The sequence below is a fragment of the Lentzea pudingi genome (genome assembly GCF_014646255.1).
Taxonomy (GTDB): domain Bacteria; phylum Actinomycetota; class Actinomycetes; order Mycobacteriales; family Pseudonocardiaceae; genus Lentzea; species Lentzea pudingi.
The window spans coordinates 979,144-996,571 of sequence record NZ_BMNC01000001.1 but is presented as its reverse complement, the minus strand read 5'-3'; the positions used below and the strand labels follow the sequence as shown (position 1 = coordinate 996,571).

Annotated in this window: 19 protein-coding genes; 11 read left to right on the top strand and 8 right to left on the bottom strand. The window is 70.3% G+C overall.

Features of this window, described 5'->3' with window-relative positions; all coding sequences use genetic code 11:
* The first annotated feature begins 14 nt into the window (after positions 1–14).
* The 5 genes from IEY88_RS04565 to IEY88_RS04545 all read left to right on the top strand — a co-directional run bounded on the left by IEY88_RS04565 (position 15) and on the right by IEY88_RS04545 (position 4,734).
* Positions 15–1,004, top strand: coding sequence for a hypothetical protein (locus tag IEY88_RS04565; protein WP_189153240.1), 990 nt, complete (start codon positions 15–17; stop codon positions 1,002–1,004).
* On the top strand, positions 1,001–1,525 hold the full coding sequence (locus tag IEY88_RS04560; protein WP_229693074.1) for a GNAT family N-acetyltransferase: 525 nt from the start codon (positions 1,001–1,003) through the stop codon (positions 1,523–1,525). The genes IEY88_RS04565 and IEY88_RS04560 overlap by 4 nt, the downstream gene beginning before the upstream one ends.
* Positions 1,526–1,606: 81 nt before the next feature.
* On the top strand, positions 1,607–2,737 hold the full coding sequence (locus IEY88_RS04555) for a BMP family lipoprotein (protein ID WP_189153560.1): 1,131 nt from the start codon (positions 1,607–1,609) through the stop codon (positions 2,735–2,737).
* A 204-nt stretch (positions 2,738–2,941) separates the two neighbouring features.
* A complete protein-coding gene (locus IEY88_RS04550) occupies positions 2,942–3,784 on the top strand; it encodes an MEDS domain-containing protein (RefSeq protein ID WP_189153239.1) in 843 nt (280 codons plus the stop codon).
* Positions 3,781–4,734, top strand: a complete 954-nt coding sequence (locus tag IEY88_RS04545) for an anti-sigma factor RsbA family regulatory protein (protein ID WP_189153238.1) — start codon at positions 3,781–3,783, stop codon at positions 4,732–4,734. The genes IEY88_RS04550 and IEY88_RS04545 overlap by 4 nt, the downstream gene beginning before the upstream one ends.
* Before the next feature lie 12 nt (positions 4,735–4,746).
* Here the strand turns inward: IEY88_RS04545 and IEY88_RS44030 are convergent, their stop codons facing one another.
* The gene (locus tag IEY88_RS44030) at positions 4,747–5,103 is read right to left on the bottom strand and encodes an STAS domain-containing protein (RefSeq protein WP_229693073.1); all 357 of its coding nucleotides are present in this window, start codon (positions 5,101–5,103) and stop codon (positions 4,747–4,749) included.
* A 250-nt stretch (positions 5,104–5,353) separates the two neighbouring features.
* On the opposite strand from IEY88_RS44030, the gene IEY88_RS04535 reads away from it, so the two are divergent.
* From IEY88_RS04535 to IEY88_RS04525, 3 genes are all read left to right on the top strand, one after another.
* Complete coding sequence (locus IEY88_RS04535; RefSeq protein WP_189153236.1) at positions 5,354–6,085, top strand: ZIP family metal transporter; 732 nt, start codon at positions 5,354–5,356, stop codon at positions 6,083–6,085.
* A gap of 184 nt (positions 6,086–6,269) precedes the next feature.
* On the top strand, positions 6,270–7,409 hold the full coding sequence (locus tag IEY88_RS04530; RefSeq protein ID WP_229693072.1) for a glycosyltransferase: 1,140 nt from the start codon (positions 6,270–6,272) through the stop codon (positions 7,407–7,409).
* A gap of 154 nt (positions 7,410–7,563) precedes the next feature.
* Positions 7,564–7,989, top strand: a complete 426-nt coding sequence (locus IEY88_RS04525) for a hypothetical protein (protein WP_189153235.1) — start codon at positions 7,564–7,566, stop codon at positions 7,987–7,989.
* A 273-nt stretch (positions 7,990–8,262) separates the two neighbouring features.
* Here IEY88_RS04525 and IEY88_RS04520 read toward each other — a convergent pair whose 3' ends face one another.
* Together IEY88_RS04520 and IEY88_RS04515 are read right to left on the bottom strand one after the other, a co-directional pair.
* On the bottom strand, positions 8,263–8,421 hold the full coding sequence (locus tag IEY88_RS04520) for a hypothetical protein (protein WP_189153234.1): 159 nt from the start codon (positions 8,419–8,421) through the stop codon (positions 8,263–8,265).
* Positions 8,418–9,068 (bottom strand): hypothetical protein, encoded by a 651-nt coding sequence (locus tag IEY88_RS04515; RefSeq protein WP_189153233.1) that lies wholly within the window; start codon positions 9,066–9,068, stop codon positions 8,418–8,420. Before IEY88_RS04515 ends, IEY88_RS04520 begins: the two co-directional genes overlap by 4 nt.
* A gap of 256 nt (positions 9,069–9,324) precedes the next feature.
* Between IEY88_RS04515 and IEY88_RS04510 the strand changes: the two genes are divergently transcribed.
* Positions 9,325–10,086 (top strand): hypothetical protein, encoded by a 762-nt coding sequence (locus tag IEY88_RS04510; RefSeq protein WP_189153232.1) that lies wholly within the window; start codon positions 9,325–9,327, stop codon positions 10,084–10,086.
* On the opposite strand, the gene IEY88_RS04505 is transcribed toward IEY88_RS04510, so the two are convergent.
* Both IEY88_RS04505 and IEY88_RS04500 read right to left on the bottom strand, forming a co-directional pair.
* Positions 10,072–11,433 carry a caspase family protein gene (locus IEY88_RS04505; protein ID WP_189153231.1) on the bottom strand — a complete coding sequence of 454 codons (1,362 nt, stop codon included), beginning with the start codon at positions 11,431–11,433 and terminating at the stop codon, positions 10,072–10,074. The genes IEY88_RS04510 and IEY88_RS04505 overlap by 15 nt on opposite strands.
* Positions 11,434–11,437: 4 nt before the next feature.
* On the bottom strand, positions 11,438–11,782 hold the full coding sequence (locus IEY88_RS04500; RefSeq protein WP_189153230.1) for an effector-associated constant component EACC1: 345 nt from the start codon (positions 11,780–11,782) through the stop codon (positions 11,438–11,440).
* A 273-nt stretch (positions 11,783–12,055) separates the two neighbouring features.
* Between IEY88_RS04500 and IEY88_RS04495 the strand changes: the two genes are divergently transcribed.
* Positions 12,056–13,318 (top strand): putative glycoside hydrolase, encoded by a 1,263-nt coding sequence (locus IEY88_RS04495; protein ID WP_189153229.1) that lies wholly within the window; start codon positions 12,056–12,058, stop codon positions 13,316–13,318.
* A 71-nt stretch (positions 13,319–13,389) separates the two neighbouring features.
* On the opposite strand, the gene IEY88_RS04490 is transcribed toward IEY88_RS04495, so the two are convergent.
* Positions 13,390–13,983 carry a TetR/AcrR family transcriptional regulator gene (locus IEY88_RS04490; RefSeq protein WP_189153228.1) on the bottom strand — a complete coding sequence of 198 codons (594 nt, stop codon included), beginning with the start codon at positions 13,981–13,983 and terminating at the stop codon, positions 13,390–13,392.
* A gap of 65 nt (positions 13,984–14,048) precedes the next feature.
* On the opposite strand from IEY88_RS04490, the gene IEY88_RS04485 reads away from it, so the two are divergent.
* Positions 14,049–15,467 carry an aldehyde dehydrogenase family protein gene (locus IEY88_RS04485; protein ID WP_189153227.1) on the top strand — a complete coding sequence of 473 codons (1,419 nt, stop codon included), beginning with the start codon at positions 14,049–14,051 and terminating at the stop codon, positions 15,465–15,467.
* Here IEY88_RS04485 and IEY88_RS04480 read toward each other — a convergent pair.
* Both IEY88_RS04480 and IEY88_RS04475 read right to left on the bottom strand, forming a co-directional pair.
* Positions 15,464–16,411, bottom strand: a complete 948-nt coding sequence (locus IEY88_RS04480) for a TIGR03564 family F420-dependent LLM class oxidoreductase (protein ID WP_189153226.1) — start codon at positions 16,409–16,411, stop codon at positions 15,464–15,466. The genes IEY88_RS04485 and IEY88_RS04480 overlap by 4 nt on opposite strands.
* Positions 16,412–16,459: 48 nt before the next feature.
* A complete protein-coding gene (locus tag IEY88_RS04475; RefSeq protein ID WP_189153225.1) occupies positions 16,460–17,392 on the bottom strand; it encodes a LysR family transcriptional regulator in 933 nt (310 codons plus the stop codon).
* Positions 17,393–17,428: the final 36 nt, after the last annotated feature.

Sequence of the window (17,428 nt, the reverse complement as noted above, 5' to 3'; positions counted from 1 at the left end):
GACGGAGAGCACGAGTGACCACGGACGAGATCGGCACCCTGGCCGATCACAGCGCCGAGCTGGGCCGTTTGACGACCAAGAAGGCCCAGATCCACTACGCGCTGGAGCACATGCCGCGCGGTGGCACGGTCGAGGACGTCCGGCGCTGGCTGCACAAGCAGGGCCAGGTCGTGCCCACCAGCTCCCACGCCAGGGTGATCGTGAACGAGTGGCGCGCCCGCAACGGCATGACCGACACGGGCGGCCACGCGCTGCTCACGCCGGAGCTGATCGCGGAGCTCGACAAGGCGGAGACGCCCACCCCCGACACTCCGGAGGCTCCCGCGGCGGAGCCGTCGAAGCCCGCCGGCGCCAAGGGCTTCTACTTCGTCGCGCTCATGAGCATCGGCGTCAGCGTCGACACCTCCTGGCGGTTCTTCGAGCAGCGCCTGGGCATCACCGACGTCGTGGAGCGGGTCGTCCTGTTCTCCGTGATGGAGGCGGCGCTCGTGGCCTGCGGCTGGGCGATGCGCGGTGGCGTGCGCCAGAACGGCCGCCCCGGCCCCGCCCGGCTCGTCGCGTGGGCGCTGACGGCGTTCGCCGCCTTCGCGGCGTTCAGCCTGTCCGGCCCGGTCGCCGGTACCGCCCGCGTCCTGCTCGGACCGGTCCTGGGTCTCGTCATGCTGCACCTCGCGCTCGGCATCGAGATCCGCGCGGCCCGCCGGCACACGACCACCTGGGCTCACGTGGGCCGGGAGGTGCGGGAACGCCTGCTGTCGTTGCTGGGTCTCGGCGACGACGGCCGCGACGCCCTGGCACGCACCCGTGACAAGGCCGCCCTGCGCGCCGCGAAGCTGTCGGTCGCCAGCCGCTGGACGCCCCGCCGCAAGGCCCGTCTGCGCAAGGCACTGCACGCCTCGCACGTCGCGCACGACCCGGTCCAGCGCGACCGGATGCTGCGCGAGCTCGGCGTGCTCCAGCACGCGGACAAGCTGGCCGAGACCACCCAGCCCGCACCGTGGTGACACCGGTCCTGATCTCCGACACCGGCCTCGCCGGGGAGATCGCCGCCCTGATCAACCGCGTGTACGCCGCCGCGGAGGAAGGGATCTGGCTCGACGGCAAGGGCCGGACCACCGAGGGCGAGGTGGCAGGGCTCATCGCCGCCGGGCAGATCGCGGTGGCCCGGTCCGGCGAACGCATCGTGGGTTCCGTGCGCGTCCATCAGCTCGACGACGGCGCGGGTGAGTTCGGCATGCTGGTCGCCGCGCCGGAGGAACGCGGTACCGGCATCGGGACGGACCTCGTGGCGTTCGCCGAGGCCTGGGGGCGGGAGCGCGGCGCCGCGGAGATGCAGCTGGAGCTGCTGGTTCCGCAGGGGTGGGCGCATCCGGTGAAAGAGTTCCTCCGGGGCTGGTACACGCGCATCGGCTATCGGCTGGTGCGCAAGGACAGCCTCGAGAGCGCCTATCCGTTCCTGGTGCCGCACCTCGCCTGCCCGTGCGACTTCCTCGTCTTCCGAAAAGATCTCGTTCCCAGTAGGTGAACTCTCAACCGGTTCGATCGAGGTGCGAGGTACCGTCCGCCTCCTGAGCCGAGTTTGAGGAGACGAACCGTGCGTCGTCGTATGCGTGGCACCGCCGTGGCCGCGATCGCGCTGACCAGCCTCATGGTGGTGAGCGCCTGCGCGAAGGACTCCGGTGGAGGTACCGCTCCCACCGGGTCGGCCGGCGGCTGTGAGTTCGCGGAGCCGCCCACCGCGCCCGTCGCGTCGAGCACCAGCGCCGCCGCCGGTGGCGACAAGGTCGACGGCAGTGCGTTGAAGATCGGCCTGGCCTACGACATCGGCGGCCGCGGTGACGCGTCGTTCAACGACCTCGCCGCCGCCGGGTTCGACCAGGCCATCAAGGACATGGGCGTCAAGAAGGAGAACACCCGCGAGCTCTCCGCCGCCCCGAACGAGGACGAGTCCGCGAAGCAGACCCGGTTGCGCCAGCTCGCGTCCGAGGGCTTCAACCCGATCGTCGGCGTCGGCTTCGCCTACACCGAGTCGCTGCGGGTCGTCGCACCGGAGTTCCCGAACGTCAAGTTCGGCCTGGTCGACTCCGCCGTGGAGGGTGTCGCCAACGTGACCCCGCTGGTGTTCGCCGAGCAGGAGGGCGCGTTCCTCGCGGGCGTCGTCGCGGCCTACCAGAGCAAGAAGTGCCACGTCGGCTTCGTCGGCGGCGTGGACATCCCGCTGATCCAGAAGTTCGAGGCGGGCTACAACCAGGGCGCGAGGACCGCGGCGCCGAAGGTCACGATCGACAAGAAGTACATCACCCCGGCCGGCGACTTCACCGGCTTCCAGGACCCGCCGAAGGGCCAGGAGGCCGCGAAGGGCCTGATCGACAAGGGCGCCGACGTCGTCTACCCGGCCGCGGGCGCGTCCGGCATCGGCGTGTTCGCCGCGGTGAAGGAGGCGGGCGTGCTGGCGATCGGCTGCGACGCCGACCAGTACAACCAGCCCGCGCTCGCGGCCAACCGCGACGTGATCGTGGCGTCGAGCCTCAAGCGCGTGGACGTCGCCGTGTACGACTTCTTCCACGCCGCCGCCAGCAACGACATCGCGTCGCTGCCCAAGGTCTTCGACCTCAAGTCGAACGGCATGGGCTACGCGACGTCGGGCGGCAAGATCGACGCGAAGCTGCAGGGCATCCTCGAGGGCTACAAGGCGCAGATCATCGAGGGCAAGATCAAGGTGGCCGACCAGGTGTAGCGGTCGAACGCCGGGAGGCTCGTGGACCGCGGCGAGCTCGAGTCCCGAACGAGCGGGAGATCGGGTGGAAGCAGGGCCCGGAAGTCCCTTCGGCGCGGCCTGGGACCAGGTGCACGGCTCAGCCCGGCCGCGCACCGCGCCGTGCTGGTCCACCCGAGGCTTGACCTGGGAGGTCGTGCGGGTCCGGGAGGTTAAACTGCGGTGGTGCGCAGGTCGGGATTGGCGGAGAACACACATGGGTTGGGCGCCCATGATCACGCGTGCTGGCGGTACGAGGAAGCACGCGAGTTCCATGCTCATGTCCGCGAGTTCTTGTCCGACGGGCTCGCCCGCGGCTACCGGGTCTGGTACACCGCGTCCGGCGATGTGACGGCGCTGGCGGGCGATCTGCGCGGCATCGACGGGATCGACGAGGCCCTGGCTTCCGGGGCGGCTCAGGTCTCATCGCTGGACACGCAGTACCCGGTCGGCGCACCGATCGACCCTGCCGCGCAGGTGCGTGCGTACGCAGAAGCGACCCAGGAGGCCCTGGCCGCCGGGTTCACCGGCTTGCGCGTGGCTGCGGACTGCACACCGTTGGTGGGCACTCCGGAGCAGCTCGACGCGTTCGCCCGCTACGAGCACTTGGTGGACCACTACATGACCAGCAGCCCGCTCTCGGGGATGTGCGGCTACGCGAGTGACGCCGTGGACGAGCAGGCGTTCGGGCAGGTGGCCTGCATGCATCCGAACACCAACTCGCCCTCGCCCGGTTTCCGGTTGTACGCCGCCGGCGACGACGGGACCGCATTGGGTGGTGAGACCGACCTCGTTCCGGGAGAGCTGTTCAGCCTGGCTCTCGTCCGCGCCGGCCTGCGCCCGAGAGACGGGCGGATCGTGCTCGAGGCCGGTGGCCTGGAGTTCCTCGACCACAACAGTCTCCTGCGCCTGGCCGGGCATGCCGCAGACCGGGACGCGTTGCTCGTGCTGCGCACATCATGGCCAGGGGCTGCCCGTCTGGTCGACCTGCTCGACCTGACCAACGTGCGCGTGGAGGCAGCATCATGACGGTCGCGGAGCTGCCGCCTTCGGAGCGTTTCGTCCACCCCGCGCTGTTCTACGGCACGGATGAGCAGTACCTGGACGCGCTCGTGCCGTTCGTCACCGAGGGCCTGGAGCGGACGCAGCCCGTGGCCGTGGCGGTGCCCGGCGCGCGGCTGCGGTTGCTGCGTGAGGCGCTGGGCGATGCCGCGCACGAGGTGACGATGATCGACATGGAGGTCGCGGGCCGCAACCCGGGCCGGATCATTCCCACCGTCCTGCGCCGGTTCGCCGACGGCCACGACACCGTGCACGTGCGGATCGTCGGTGAGCCCATCTGGGCGGGTCGTACCGATGCCGAGTACCCGGCGTGCGCCCAGCACGAGGCGTTGATCAACCTGGCCTTCGCCGGCCGCGACGTCACCATCGTCTGCCCGTACGACACCTCCACGCTCGACGAACGTGCACTGGCCGATGCCTTGGTCACCCATCCGGTGGTGTGGGAGGGCGCTCGGCGTCTCAAGAGCGATCGATACGACCCCGACGACGTCATAGGGCGTTACAACCAGCCGCTGCCGGCCGTCAGCGACGCGGTCGAGATGACGATCGAGGGCACCGCCGACCTGCGCGCCGCGCGCGGGTTCGCCGTGGCCCACGCACACCGCCTGGGTCTTCCCGACGAGCGGATGGCCGATCTCCAGCTCATCACCGGCGAACTGGTGACGAACAGCCTGCGGCACACCGGCGGGAACTGCCGTCTGCGCGTCTGGCGCCATCACGACCACCTGGTCTGCGCGGTCGAGGACGGCGGGCACCTGGACGACCCGCTCGCGGGCCGCCGCCCGCCCGCACAGGAGCAGTTCGGTGGTCGCGGACTGCTGTTGATCAATCAGCTGGCTGATCTCGTCCGCACGCACACCACCAGACACGGCACCACGGTCCACGCGCTCCTGGCACTCTCCTCGCAGGCACGCTGACCACGGCCGGCCTCACGACCGTGGGCAGCCGACGGCCTCCTCGATGGTCGGATGGAACGGGAGAACGTTCTCCAGCCCGACGACCCGGAACAGGCGCATCAGTTCACGGTTGAGGCCGGCGAGGCCGAACGAGCCACCGGCGACCCGAGCACGCTGGTAGGCGACGACGAACACGCTGATGCCGGTGGAGTCGCAGTAGGTGAGACCGGCTCCGTCGATGACGAGACCGGTGCTGAGGTCGAAGTCGACCGTGTCGAGCACCTTCCACACCTGAGGGCTCGTGTGGAAGTCGAGTTCGCCGGCGACCCGCAGCACGGCGACACCCGTCGGATGCGGTTCGAGAGTGGCGATGCTGGCCTGTCTGGTCAACCGGTTCTCCTGTGCGACGGATGGGCGTGGCGTGAACTGGCTGCGGAATGCGGCGCCGAGCAGACCGGAGGTGCTGCCGGCTCCACGAGTCGCGGAGAGGGTCGTACCGCGACAGTGTCTCACCTGGTTGCGCCGGACGGGTCGGGCGATGCGGACGAGGATGCGCCGATGCGCCTCGCCCGCGAGGTAAACGCCTGCCTTAGGTGAACGGGCTGGTGTGGCCGACCAGTCGGCCGTCACAATGAGCGGCATGCTGACAGCGGTGCTGTACGGCTTGGCCGCATCGAGTGCGCTGGTGATCGGCGCGGTCGCCGGCTCCCTGTGGCGGCCGCCGCGGTGGATCACCGGTGTCCTGCTGGCCTTCGCCAGCGGCGCGCTGATCTCCGCGCTGGCGTTCGAACTGTTCGAGGAGGCGTTCCACCTCGGCGGAGCGGTGCGATCCGGACTCGGCCTGCTGGCAGGGGCGGCCACGTTCGTGCTGGTGGACTCCGCTCTGGACCGCTACGTCACCGGCCACGCCGGACCTGGGCAACGAGAGGTCGCGAAGACCGGTGCGAGCGGCGGTGTCGGCTTCGCGCTGCTCGCCGCGGTGACTCTGGACGGGGTGCCGGAGAACCTCGCACTCGGGGTGTCCCTGGCCAGCGGTGTGTCGCTGACGTTGCTCGTGGCGATCTTCTTCTCCAACCTCCCCGAGTCGCTCGTCGGCGCCGTCGCCATGCGCGAATCGGGGCGGAGCAGGCGCGCGGTGATCATGACGTGGGCGGCGTGTGCGCTGCTGCTGGCGGGCGCGGTGGTGCTCGGCAGGCTGGTCGCGGGAGGACTGAGCGACGCCGTGCTGGCCGTGGCGCTGTCCTTCGCCGGCGGGGCGGTGATCGCGTCGCTGGCCGACACGCTGATGCCCGAGGCGTTCGAGCACGGGCGGCCGCTCAACGCCTTCGCCACAGCCGGAGGCTTCTTCCTGTCCTTCATCCTCGCCGCCTGACCGGCCCGCCCACCAGATCAGGCGCACCTCGCTCGACCTCTGCACACAGGCACTTCGCCCTGCAGACAGCTGCGTCGGTTTTGAATCGATTTTCGGCGGGTAGCTCCATCCTGACCTCATGGCGATGTCACGGCGAGGAGGACCGCATGCCGACAGCTGACCGTGCTCCCTGTCGGGAGTTCAGATGAGGATCGCGATGGTGTCCGTGATGGCGAACCCGCTCACCGAGGGCACAGGACAGGGGGCACACGTTCAGCAGATGGCGGCGGCCTTGTGCCGACTGGGGCACGAGGTCACCGTCTACACGCGACGGACGACGCCGAAGTCTCACGACCGGGTTCGCACCGACGAGAAGTTCGAGGTCGTGCAGGTGCCTGCCGGCCCGGCCGAGCCCCTGTCCGGTGACGAACTGGTTGCACACCTCGGAGAATTCGCCGAGTTCCTCGCCGAGGAGTGGCGACTGTCGTCGCCGGACGTCGTGCATTCGCACCACTGGCAGTCCGGGCTGGTCGCACTGATCAGCGCGCATCGCGTTCAGGTACCCGTGGTGCACTCGCACCACGGCCTCGGGGTGGCGGACGACGAGAAACGCGCCGACGCTGAACGGCTGCTCGCTCGCATGGCGTCGTGGACGGTGACGACGTGCACGCAGGAAATCGCCCAGCTCATGCAGCTCGGCGTGCGCCGCACACAGGCCTCGGTCGTGCCGGCCGGGGTGGACCTGGACCTGTTCAAGCCGGAGGGGCCGGCTGCCGCACGGGGCAGCCTCCGGCGCGTGGTCACGGTGGGCAGGCTCGAGCCGGGCAGCGGGTTCGCCACCGTTGTCGCCGCCTTGTCCGTCGTGGACGACGTCGAGCTGGTGATCGTCGGAGACAAGGCACAGGCCAATCCCGTCGCCGCGCAGTTGCGGAAGCTCGCACGTACGCTCGGCTCGCTTGATCGAGTCGTGTTCGCGGGCGTCGTGCCGCAGGTCAAGATGCCCGCTCTGCTCCGGTCAGCTGACGTTGTCGTGTGCATGCCCAGATCCGAGCCGTTCGGGCTCGCCGCACTCGAGGCGATGGCGTGCGGTGTTCCGGTGATCGCAACGGCAGTCGGCGCGTTGACCGACGTGATCACGCACAACGTGAGCGGTCTGCACGTCCCACCGAACGACGCTCGCGCACTCGCGCGCTTGCTACGGCTACTGCTCGCCGACGACACCAAACGGCAGGAACTGGGTGTCGCGGCGCGCGACCGCGTCGCCGCCCGCTACTCGCGAGAACGGCTGGCGAACGAAGCGGTGGCGGTGTACGAGCGGGTGGATCCAGTGCACGGCAACGAATAGCCCTGCCGGTTCTCGCCGTCGAGGGTTCGTCGGCGCTCGACCACCGGCCGTGGGCTGAGATGACGCACCATCAGATCGCACAGACGGACGAACCTGCGAGACCCCGCGAGTGTCGTTCGTCCGCGCTGGTAGGCGCGTTCGTATCGTGCGGGGTGTGGGAAATGATCAAGAGGATGGCCAGGAGCCCCCAGACCTCGGCATCGAGAATGTCGAGGAGCCTCCAGACCTCGGCATCGAGATGGTGCCCGTCGCGCTGGCGGGGTTGCGCGCCGAACTCAGCGAGGCCCGCGGCCTGGCCCGCGAGCTCGCCGGACTGACGCCGGACCAGGCCGACAGCGCGTGGTGCGATCAGCTCGAGTACGAGTACCACGACGTCGGCGTCGGCCAGGCCACGATGGCACGGCAACTGGATCGGTGGCGCCTCACTCACCCCGACGCTCCGGGACTCGACGAGCTTGCCGAACTCATCGCCGACGTGGAACCGGTTCGCCAGGCGCTGCTGCAGCAACTCGCCCGGCTGCGCTGTGCGGGAGGTGTCAGCGGGACCCCCAGTCTGCCGGGGAGCGGAGCTGATCCGTGACGGACTCCGCCTTCGCGCGTGAACTGCCGTGGACGCGTTGCGGTGCAGGCTTTTAGCCAGTCGCCACATCACCTGATCTAGTGGTTTTGGCGCGTCGCCACGTGATCTGCGTACTCACTTGATCAACAGTGCTCCCATGAGCAGGACACCGATCTTCGACGAGCTTTACGCCGAGTACGTTTCGAGTACATCGACGACGGAGACGTTCACGGCTCCGCGTTCGCTTGCCACGTCAGCCGCGCACGAACCACGACGCGAAACGCCGGCATTCCGCTACGTGGCAAGACATGCCGCCTTGCAGCGGCGGCGCGGGAACTGACGACGCGCGTTCGCTGCCGTGGTCGCCCAGAGCCGCTGCCCGGCAGAGCCGCCGAGCACGCCGAACAGCGTGCCCAGCGGCTGGTGACGCAGCTTGTCGACGTTCGTGTTCACCGCCCTCGCCGCAGCAGCTTCCACAGCAGCAGCGCGACCGCCGCCGCGCCTGCCGCGACCACCGCCGGGTGCTGGCGGGCCTGCCGGACACCCTGCTCGACGCGCTGCTGCACGGGCTCGGGCAGCCCCTCGACCGCCTCGAGGACGGTCACGCCGACCTGCGTCGCCACGACGCCGGCCCTGTCGCCGACCTGGCCCGCGATGACGGTCGCCTTCTCGCTCACCTGGCCCGCGACAGCGCCGGCCTTCTGGCCGACCTGGGTCGCCTTCTCGCTCACCTGGCCCGCGACAGCGCCGGCCTTCTGGCCGACCTGGGTCGCCTTATCGCTCACCTGGGCGGCCGCGACGGCCGCCTTCTCACGGGCCTGCTCCGCCGCCACGCCAACCTTCTCGGCGACGGCACCGGCCTCGCCGGGCTTCTCCCCCGCCTTGCTCGCGTCACCGCTCACCATGCCGGTCGCTGCCTTCTTGGCAGGCATGGCGGGCTGCTTCACCGTGTCCGCTCCTTCGCGGGCCTCGGGCTTGACTCGTCGGGCTCCGTTCGTCGTGCCGGCCGGCGGTTCCACGGTGCCACCCTGTTCCCGCCGCGGTCGCCCGACTTCGGCGCGCAGCTCGTTCGCTCCGGCGGGAACGTTCTTGTCGCTCATCGGTGTGCCCTTTCACTGGCGGTGGCCATGTCCTGCTCGCGGCCGATCAACTTGATCTACCTCTACCCAAAAGAGCCGTGGTGTACGCACGGAGTTCGGGACGACCCGTCGCTCAGGGCGCACGATGGGTACGGGCCCGCGGCGATGCTCCTACCGATCTGAACGGCCGGCGCTTCGTGATGTCGCGCGACTCATTGCGGTCCGCACCGCGGCGCCCTCCCGGTTCAGTACGATCTCCTCTTGGAGGGAGACCGGGGTGCTGCTCAGCGGACTTGTGCTGATCGTGCTGGGCATCGCGGGCTTGGTGGTCGACGCGCCGAAACCGCTGGACCAGTACGACCAGCTGATCACCGGTGGCGCGGTGGTCGCGATCGTCATCGGCGGTGTGCTGGTGCTCAGGCACGTCCGCGAGGAGCTCAGCACCGCCGCGAGCATCTCGCTGGTCGGCATCGCGCTCCTGGTCAGCGAGGGAATCGCGACGTGGCTCCCGGAAGGGCTGCGACCGTGGGTGCTCCCGCTGGTCAGCGCGGTCGTCGTGGTCGCCGTGCTCTTCGCGCTGTTCGACTTCGCCTTCGGCAGCCTCTTCATGTTCGGCACGTTCATGGCCGGCTTCGGGGTCGTCGTCTTCGCCACCGACTTCTTCCTCGACCTCGGCGGCTGGGACCCGGCGCTGAACGTTCTCGGCACCGCGCTGGTGACCGCGGCGCCGATCCACCTGTTCGCCGAGGCGCACCTGGACGACCGCGAGGGCACGAACGTCTACGCTGGTGCGGCCGCCGCCACGGCGTCGTTCGCGGTCGCGATCACCTCGGTCGTCGCGGTGAACGTGTTCGACCTCTGGACATGGGCCCACGTCGTGCTGATCGTGGTGTCGGTGCTCGGGTTCATCGGTGGAGCCTTCGGAGTGCTGTACGCGATCGGCAGTCAGCCGTCCTCGGCCCCGCCCGCACCAGAAGCGTCGCTGGCCCGCCTGCGGGACCAGCCCGACGGCGCGTACCGGCTGCTACCGCGCATCTAACAGGTTCGTCACCTGCACCTCCTTCAGGAGACCGATCGACTTCTCGGTGAGCATGCCGCGCAGCACGGCGTCGGCGTGATCCGGCCGCCCCAGCCCGCGCAGCTCCAGCGCGGCAGCGAGGCGTTGCTCGAAACCCAGGCGCGCCGCGGCCATGAGCCCGGCCATCACGATGCCCCACAACGAGTGGTCGTCGACCTCCGCCGGCACGTCCCAGGACTTGATCATCCTTCGCCGGAAACGCTGGACGTCCTTCAGCGAGTCGACGTACTCGACCAGCTCGACCAGGTTCTTGAGCCCGTACGAGTGGCCGGTGATCGCGTTCAGAGCGGCTGCGGCGGTCTCCCGGTGGTCGGGCAGCGTGCCCAGCTCGTGAACGAGGCGCAGCCGCATCAGGATCGGCAGGGCCGGGTCTCGAACGAGCTCCGCCAGCTCACCCGCCGCGTCCGCACCGAGCTCCACCAACGCGTCGACCGCGTCCATGCGCGGGTTCAGGTCGAGCTGCCGGTCGCGCACCTGGCGGCCGAGCCCGCGGACGTCCTGCGCGAGTTCCGGCACCGTCAGGAGGTCGTGGACGAGCGGCGCGACCTCCTTCGGCCCTGATGGGGTGGCTTGGACCCGTGCGCCGAACGCGACGTTGCGCGCCAACGCCAGCGACGCCGCCGTCTCGCTGTGCAGCTGCCGGGGAGCCGGGAAGTTCTTCTTCCGCAACGCGATCTGCAACTGCTGGTACACCGTGCGCAGCGAGATCAACTCCTCGCCACCGGCCATCCCGTTGTGCAGCAACGAGATCAGCTCGCCGCTGAACGCCGTGTGCCTGGCCCCACGCGGCGCGAGCGACACCTCGTCACGTGCCGAGGACGCCAGCGTGTAGGTGCCCTCGATCTCCGCCAGCTCACCCGGCCCGCTCATGAAGCCGGGATCGGTGATGCGGCCCGAGTAGCAGCAGTCGAGCACGAGCACCTGCACCGCGGCCGGGCTCGCGCGGAAGATCGCGCGCAGCTGGTCGAGGTGCAGCGAGTTGATTTCGCGGTGCCGTTCGCTGGTGTCGCTCAACGCGAACAGCAACCGCCCGTTCTCGCTGATCAGTCCGTGCCCGGCGTAGTAGACCAGCAGGACGTCCTCTGCCTGTTCGGCGATGTCCGCGATCCGCACGACGTCTGGTGAGCGCGGGTCGGCGAACACGTGGCACGAGGCCGCGGTCAGCCCGCCACGCGCCGGGTCGGTGAGGATCCGGTGCAGGTCCTGGACGTTGTTGCGGACCGAGGGCAGGTCGTTCAGGTTCGAGTCGTCGAAATGCGCGGCGCCGATGAGGACGACCTGCGACCTGGCGGGGTCGGCCAGCCTCATGCGGTCACTCCTGTTCCAGAGCCTTGTTCGCCTCGTCGAGCAGCTCGCGCACGGCGTCCTTGTCGGCCTTGATGCTCTCCGCGTTCAGCGAGATGGTCTTGTCGCCGCGGGTGATCTCGACGCGGACGTTGGTGCGCCTGCTCTTCAACCAGTCGGTCACCGAGTTCAGCACCACGGCCACACCACCGCTGCCGAGCAACACCGTCAGCACGTCCGAGGTCGCGCTCATGTGTTCGTCCGACGACGGCGTTTCGGCGTAACGGACCCGCCCGCGCAGCTCCCGTTCGCTCTTCATCCAGTTGAGCAACTGCGCTGCGTCGTCGTCGAGCACGCGGACCGAGATGTTCATGGTCGAAAGGTACCGCTAGCGGCCAGATGACACGCCGGTTACTCCGCTGTACGAAGCGAAACGAACCACTCGGCCGTGTCCAGGTGCCCTGCCGCGAAGAAGGCTGGCTGCTGAGTCCTGGAGGTCACCGGCGCCCGAGAGCGTGGCCCGGTGGTACTCACCGTGTCATTTCATCTCGCGCTCCACACCGCAACAGGTGGTTTACGACTTCGACGCTTTCTCCCGTTCGGCAACGGGTAGCTCCTCGGCACGTGTCCCGAGCCAGGAGGTGCAATGCTTGAGAAAACAGGCAAAGCAGGTCGAATCCTGCTGGCGGCCCTGCTCACCGCTTTGGCCGCGCCGGTGGCACAGGCGTGCGAGGCCGTTCCGGTGGGACGTGTCCAGTCCTTCTGGCTCCACCTCAACAGCACGCCGGTCTCCGACACCATGATCGCCACCGAGGCCAGGCGCCGCTCCCACGTCGTGCTCAACGCGTGGGAGGGTGACCTGCTCAAGAAGCTCAAGGCCGTGAACCCGAAGGTCAAGGTCTACGTCTACAAGGACCTCTCCTCCACGCGCTCCTACGCGTGCAAGAACGGCAGGGACGACGAGCACCTGCCCGCCGGACTGGGGTACTGCCACGTCCGCAAGAACCACCCGGAGTGGTTCCTCAAGGGTTCCGACGGCAAGGATCTGCTCTACTCCGGTTACGAGGGCCACGTGCAGATGGACATCGGGAATCCCGAATACCGCAAAGCGTGGGTCAGCAAGGTGGTGGCGACTTCCAAATCCACCGGATTCGACGGCGTTTTCCTCGACAACGCGCTCTACACGTGCGATGCCTATCATTCCGGTGAGTGCCCGCCGAAGTATCCCGACAACGCGACGTTCCAGCAGGCCTACAAAGGCATGCTGGCGGAGGTCAGGAGCGGGTTCAAGGCCGCGGGCCTGATCTCGGTCGGCAACCTGACGAACGCACGGCTGCACGCGGGCGGCTGGGACGCGTACGGCGCCTACCTCGACGGCGCGTTCGACGAGTGGTGGCTGACGTTCTCCAGCAACCGGCTGCTCGAGGACTACCCGCAGGGCTGGCGCCGGCAGGTCGCGGAGGTCGCCGTCCACGAGGCGAGCGGCAAGATGACCTGGGTCCAGCCGCACTTCGACGCGGGCGACGAGAAGGCCTTCCGGTACGCGCTGGCCAGCCTGTTCATGACCACCAGCGGGCACGCCGCGATCGCCGAGATCGCGAAGACCGACGGTTACGCGGATCCGACGCCGTGGCACGCCGAGTACGACTGGCACCTCGGCCATCCCGCCGGCGCCTACCGGAAGGTCGCGGACAAGGTGTTCCGCCGGGACTTCACCTGCGGTGTGGCGCTGGTGAACGCGAACCCGACCGGCAGCCCCGCGGCCAGGGTGTCGCTCCACCGCACCTATCACGACCACGCCGGCAAGCCGGTCACGTCGGTGAGCCTGCCGGGCACCACCGGGATGGTGCTGCGAGCGGCCTGCTCACCCTCTGCGGCAGGACGGCCGGCAACGCCCCCGCGATCGTGACGACGGCCCGGCGAACTGGAGGCACGCCACAAGACCGCGCCCTGCACGGGCACGCTGCACGTTCCTGACGTTCAGCCGCGTTTGATCGCGGCGAGCAGCAGGTGGAGCTCGGCCTCGGTGGCGTCGGGACCGTCGGTGTCCACGAACACCGACCGGGCCAGCGCGGTCCCGATCAGCACGAGCGTCAGCACGTCGATCTGCGCGCTGCCCACGGCCCTCGCCGACTCGCCGCGGCCGGCGGCGCGGTCGATCAGGGTGCCGAGCTCACCGCGCACCGCGAGGTAGACGTCGTCACGCAGGATCTGCCGCAGGTCCGGGTCGTGCGCGGCCTGGGCCATCAGTGAGAGCAGCGCGGGACCCGTGGCGGCTTCGAGGATCCGCCTCTTGCGCGTTAGGAGTTCCCGGAGGTCGCCCTCGAGGGTGCCGGTGTCGATCCCGGTCAGCTCGGCCTGGGCGATGTGGCGGGCGACCGCGCCGGCGAGTGCCTGCTTGGAGGGCCAGCGCCGGTAGAGGGACGCCGTGGAGGCGCCCGCGCGCCTGGCGACGGCGGTGGTCGTGAACGAGGCCCAGCCCGACTCGGTGAGGACCTCGATCGCCGCGTTGATCAGGGCCGCGTCCACCCGTGGGTCTTTGGGGCGCCCCTGTGCCGCGTCGGCTTTCGTCATCGGGTCCAGCATACCGGCGCCGAGAAACGAAAAGGATCTGTTTCGTATTGCGGTAGGGTGGGCGCATGCCCACGACGACAGCTGACATCCCCGCGGCCGTGTCCGGTGCGCGCCAGGTGTTCGACTCAGGCGCCACCCGTCCCGTGGCGGCCCGCGCCTCCGGCCTGCGGGCGTTGCGCGCGATGATCACCGAGAACGAGGCGGCGTTCGAGGCCGCGCTGTGGAACGACCTGCGCAAGGGCGCGGGCGAGGCGCAGCTGACGGAGATCGGCGTCGTGCTCGCGGAGCTAGCTCACACGCTGCGCCACCTGCGGAGGTGGTCGCGGTCCCGGCGCGGCCCGGTGCCGATGGCGTTGTGGCCCGCGCGGGCACGGCTGGTGCCCGAACCGCTCGGCGTGGTGCTGGTGATCGCGCCGTGGAACTACCCGGTGCAGCTGCTGCTCGACCCGCTGGTCGGCGTGCTGGCCGCGGGCAACACGGCCGTCCTCAAGCCGAGTGAGCTCGCGCCCGCGACGTCGGCGCTGATCGCGAGGCTCGTGCCCGCGTACTTCCCCGACGGCACCGTGCGGGTGGTCGAGGGCGGCGTACCGGAGACGACCGACCTGCTGGCCCAGCGGTTCGACCACATCGTGTTCACGGGCAGCGGCGCGGTCGGCCGGGTCGTGATGCGGGCCGCGGCCGAGCACCTGACGCCGGTGACGCTGGAGCTCGGCGGCAAGTCGCCCGCCTGGTTCGACGACGACGCCCACCTGGAGCAGGCGGCGCGGCGGCTGGTGTGGGCGAAGTTCACGAACGCGGGCCAGACGTGCGTGGCCCCGGACTACGTGATGACCACCCCGGACCGGGTGCCCGCACTCGTACGGGCGCTCGGGAAGGCGATCGCGGACCTGTGGGGCCCCGATCCGCGGGCGAGCGAGGACTACGGCCGCATCGTGAACGAGCGGCAGTTCGAGCGGCTCGTGTCCCTGCTGGACGGCACGAACGTGGTGGTCGGCGGTGAGCACGACCGGGCGGAGCGGTACCTCGCGCCCACGGTCGTGACGTTGAGCGGCGACCGCCTGTCCGTCGGCCCGGACGCCGCCCACCCGGTGCTGCGGGAGGAGATCTTCGGACCGGTCCTGCCCGTCGTCGCGGTCGACTCGGCCGAGCAAGCCGTGGACGTCGTCAACGCCTGGGACAAGCCCCTGGCCCTGTACGTCTTCACGTCGAGCTCCCGCACCCGCCGCCTGTTCGAGCAGCGGACGTCGTCCGGCGCCGTGGTCCACGACGCGGGCCTGATCCACGTGGCGGCGAGCGGGCTGCCGTTCGGCGGTGTCGGCGCCAGCGGGATCGGCGCGTACCACGGCCCGTACTCGTGGAGCGCCTTCTCACACCTCAAGCCCGTGCTGCGCAAGCCACTCGCGCTCGACACGCTGCGCCTGGCCCAGCCTCCGTTCGGCGGGTGGGGAACGCGCCTCGCCCAGCGTCTGACGCGACGCGGCTAGCGCGAGCCGGCCTCCCGGGCGAGAGTTCCTGCCAGCCGCCGCGTCCTGCGCTGGGTGGCCGCGTCGAGGTCGTGGTGCGCGGTCAGGACGATCTCGGTGGCGCCGGCCTCGGCATAGGCGCGCAGGCCGGCGGCCACGGTGTCCTCGTCACCGATCAGCGCCAGGTCCGCCGGGTTCTCGGTGCCGTTGAGCGCGAGAACCCGCCGGTAGGACTCGAACCGGGTGTAGAAGGCGAGGCCTTCGGCCATGGTGCGGCGGGCGTCCGGGCTCGTGGTGACGGCCGCGGGCACGAGGGTGACGACGCGCGGAGCCGGTCTGCCCGCCGCCGCGGCGGTGATGGCGGGGACGATGTGCTCGGCCAGCACGCGCGGGCCGGCCAGGTACGGAACGGTGCCGTCCGCCAGTTCCCCGGCGATGCGCAGCGCTTTCGGGGCCATCGCGGCGACGAGGACCGGGGTCGCCGACGCGCCGGGCACGTGGGTCGGCAGCAGCGAGCGGGCGGTGATCAGTTCGCCCTCGTGCTCGACGGGCTCGCCCCGCAGCAGCGGCCCCAGCACGGTGAGGAACTCGCGCAGCCGGGCCACCGGCCGTTCCCAGGGCAGGCCGAACGCCTGCTCGACGATCGGTGGCGCGCCCAGGGCGACGGCGAGGTGGAACCGGCCTCCGACGGCCGCCTGCGTGGTCTGGGCCTGGCTCGCGACCAGCAGCGGGTGCCGGGCGAAGACCGGTACGGCGGACACGCCCACGTCGATGCCGGGTACCCGTGACCCGACGAGCCCTGCCAGCCCGATCGCGTCGTAGTCCAGGCGCTGTCCCATCCACACCGAGGTGGCGCCGTGCCCGGCGGCCTCGGCAGCCTCGTCCACGACGGCCTCGACCAGGTTGTCCCCGGCCGTGCCCGCCAGGGTGACGCCGTACCGCACGGCTCGCGTAGTGATCGACATGTCCCCCATGTCACCCGCTGCGGGCCGCGGTCGTGCCTCTGATGCCCGTCAACCCCGCTTCTGATGCTTGCGAGGCATCAGCCGGGCGAGGAGCTGTCCGGTGCCGGGGCAGTGTGCCCTCGTGACGTCCAGGAAGGCGCCCAGCGGCGGTGAGATGTCGTTGACGCGGAAGGACATCGTGAGGTCGGGCAGTCGCAGCGGCGGGTCGACCTCCACCATGACTGTTTCCGCCCGGTCCAGCCGGCGCACGCTCGACGGCACCAGCCCGACGCCCATCCCGCAGGCCGCCAGCCCGATCACCGTGTGCACGTCGCGCGCGTGCGTGACCCCGCTCCCGGTCTCGATCAACGACGCCAGCACGCGCGTCGCCGCGGGTTCGTCGGCGGCGGGCGCGGCGATCAGCGGCTGGCCGCGCAGCTGACCGGGCGAGATCGCGGACTGGCCCGCGAAGGGGTGGCCGCGGTGGCACACGGCGATGAGGTGGTCGGCGGCGACCGGGACCGCGGTCAGTCGTTCGGCGCCCTCTCCCGCCGGTGCGCCACGGCTGATCGCCAGGTCGATCTCGCCCGCGAGCAGTGCCGCGCCGCTCTGGGCGGTCGACAGTTCGCGGCACTCCAGGACGACGCCGGGGTGCGCCGACCGGAACCGCGCCAGCAACGACGGCAGCAGCTCGATCAGCGCCTCCCCGACGAAGCCGAGGCGCAACGAGCCCGCCTGCCCGCGGGCCGCCCGTCGCGCCTCGGTCGCCCCGGCCTCGACCTGGTCCAGGACCCGCCGGGCGTGCCCGGCGTAGACCGCGCCCGCCGCCGTCACCACGACCCCGCGCGCGGTCCGTTCGAACAGCCGGGTGCCCAGCTCGCGTTCGACCGCTCCCACCTGACGCGACAGGGAGGGCTGGGTCATGCCGAGCGCCTGGGCCGCACGGCGGAAGTTGCCGTGCTCGGCCACCGACACGACGTACCGCAGTTGCCTCAGTTCCACATCGGACAGCCAACCACTCCCTGATGCCCGGCGGGC

Excerpts from the sequence above, each read along its gene's own strand:
- IEY88_RS04555 (WP_189153560.1), top strand. The coding sequence starts at position 1,607 with ATGCGTGGCACCGCCGTGGCCGCGATCGCGCTGACCAGCCTCATGGTG.
- IEY88_RS04545 (WP_189153238.1), top strand. The coding sequence starts at position 3,781 with ATGACGGTCGCGGAGCTGCCGCCTTCGGAGCGTTTCGTCCACCCCGCG.
- IEY88_RS04535 (WP_189153236.1), top strand. The coding sequence starts at position 5,354 with ATGCTGACAGCGGTGCTGTACGGCTTGGCCGCATCGAGTGCGCTGGTG.
- IEY88_RS04530 (WP_229693072.1), top strand. The coding sequence starts at position 6,270 with ATGAGGATCGCGATGGTGTCCGTGATGGCGAACCCGCTCACCGAGGGC.
- IEY88_RS04515 (WP_189153233.1), bottom strand. The coding sequence starts at position 9,068 with ATGAGCGACAAGAACGTTCCCGCCGGAGCGAACGAGCTGCGCGCCGAA.
- IEY88_RS04505 (WP_189153231.1), bottom strand. The coding sequence starts at position 11,433 with ATGAGGCTGGCCGACCCCGCCAGGTCGCAGGTCGTCCTCATCGGCGCC.
- IEY88_RS04500 (WP_189153230.1), bottom strand. The coding sequence starts at position 11,782 with ATGAACATCTCGGTCCGCGTGCTCGACGACGACGCAGCGCAGTTGCTC.
- IEY88_RS04495 (WP_189153229.1), top strand. The coding sequence starts at position 12,056 with ATGCTTGAGAAAACAGGCAAAGCAGGTCGAATCCTGCTGGCGGCCCTG.
- IEY88_RS04490 (WP_189153228.1), bottom strand. The coding sequence starts at position 13,983 with ATGACGAAAGCCGACGCGGCACAGGGGCGCCCCAAAGACCCACGGGTG.
- IEY88_RS04485 (WP_189153227.1), top strand. The coding sequence starts at position 14,049 with ATGCCCACGACGACAGCTGACATCCCCGCGGCCGTGTCCGGTGCGCGC.
- IEY88_RS04480 (WP_189153226.1), bottom strand. The coding sequence starts at position 16,411 with ATGTCGATCACTACGCGAGCCGTGCGGTACGGCGTCACCCTGGCGGGC.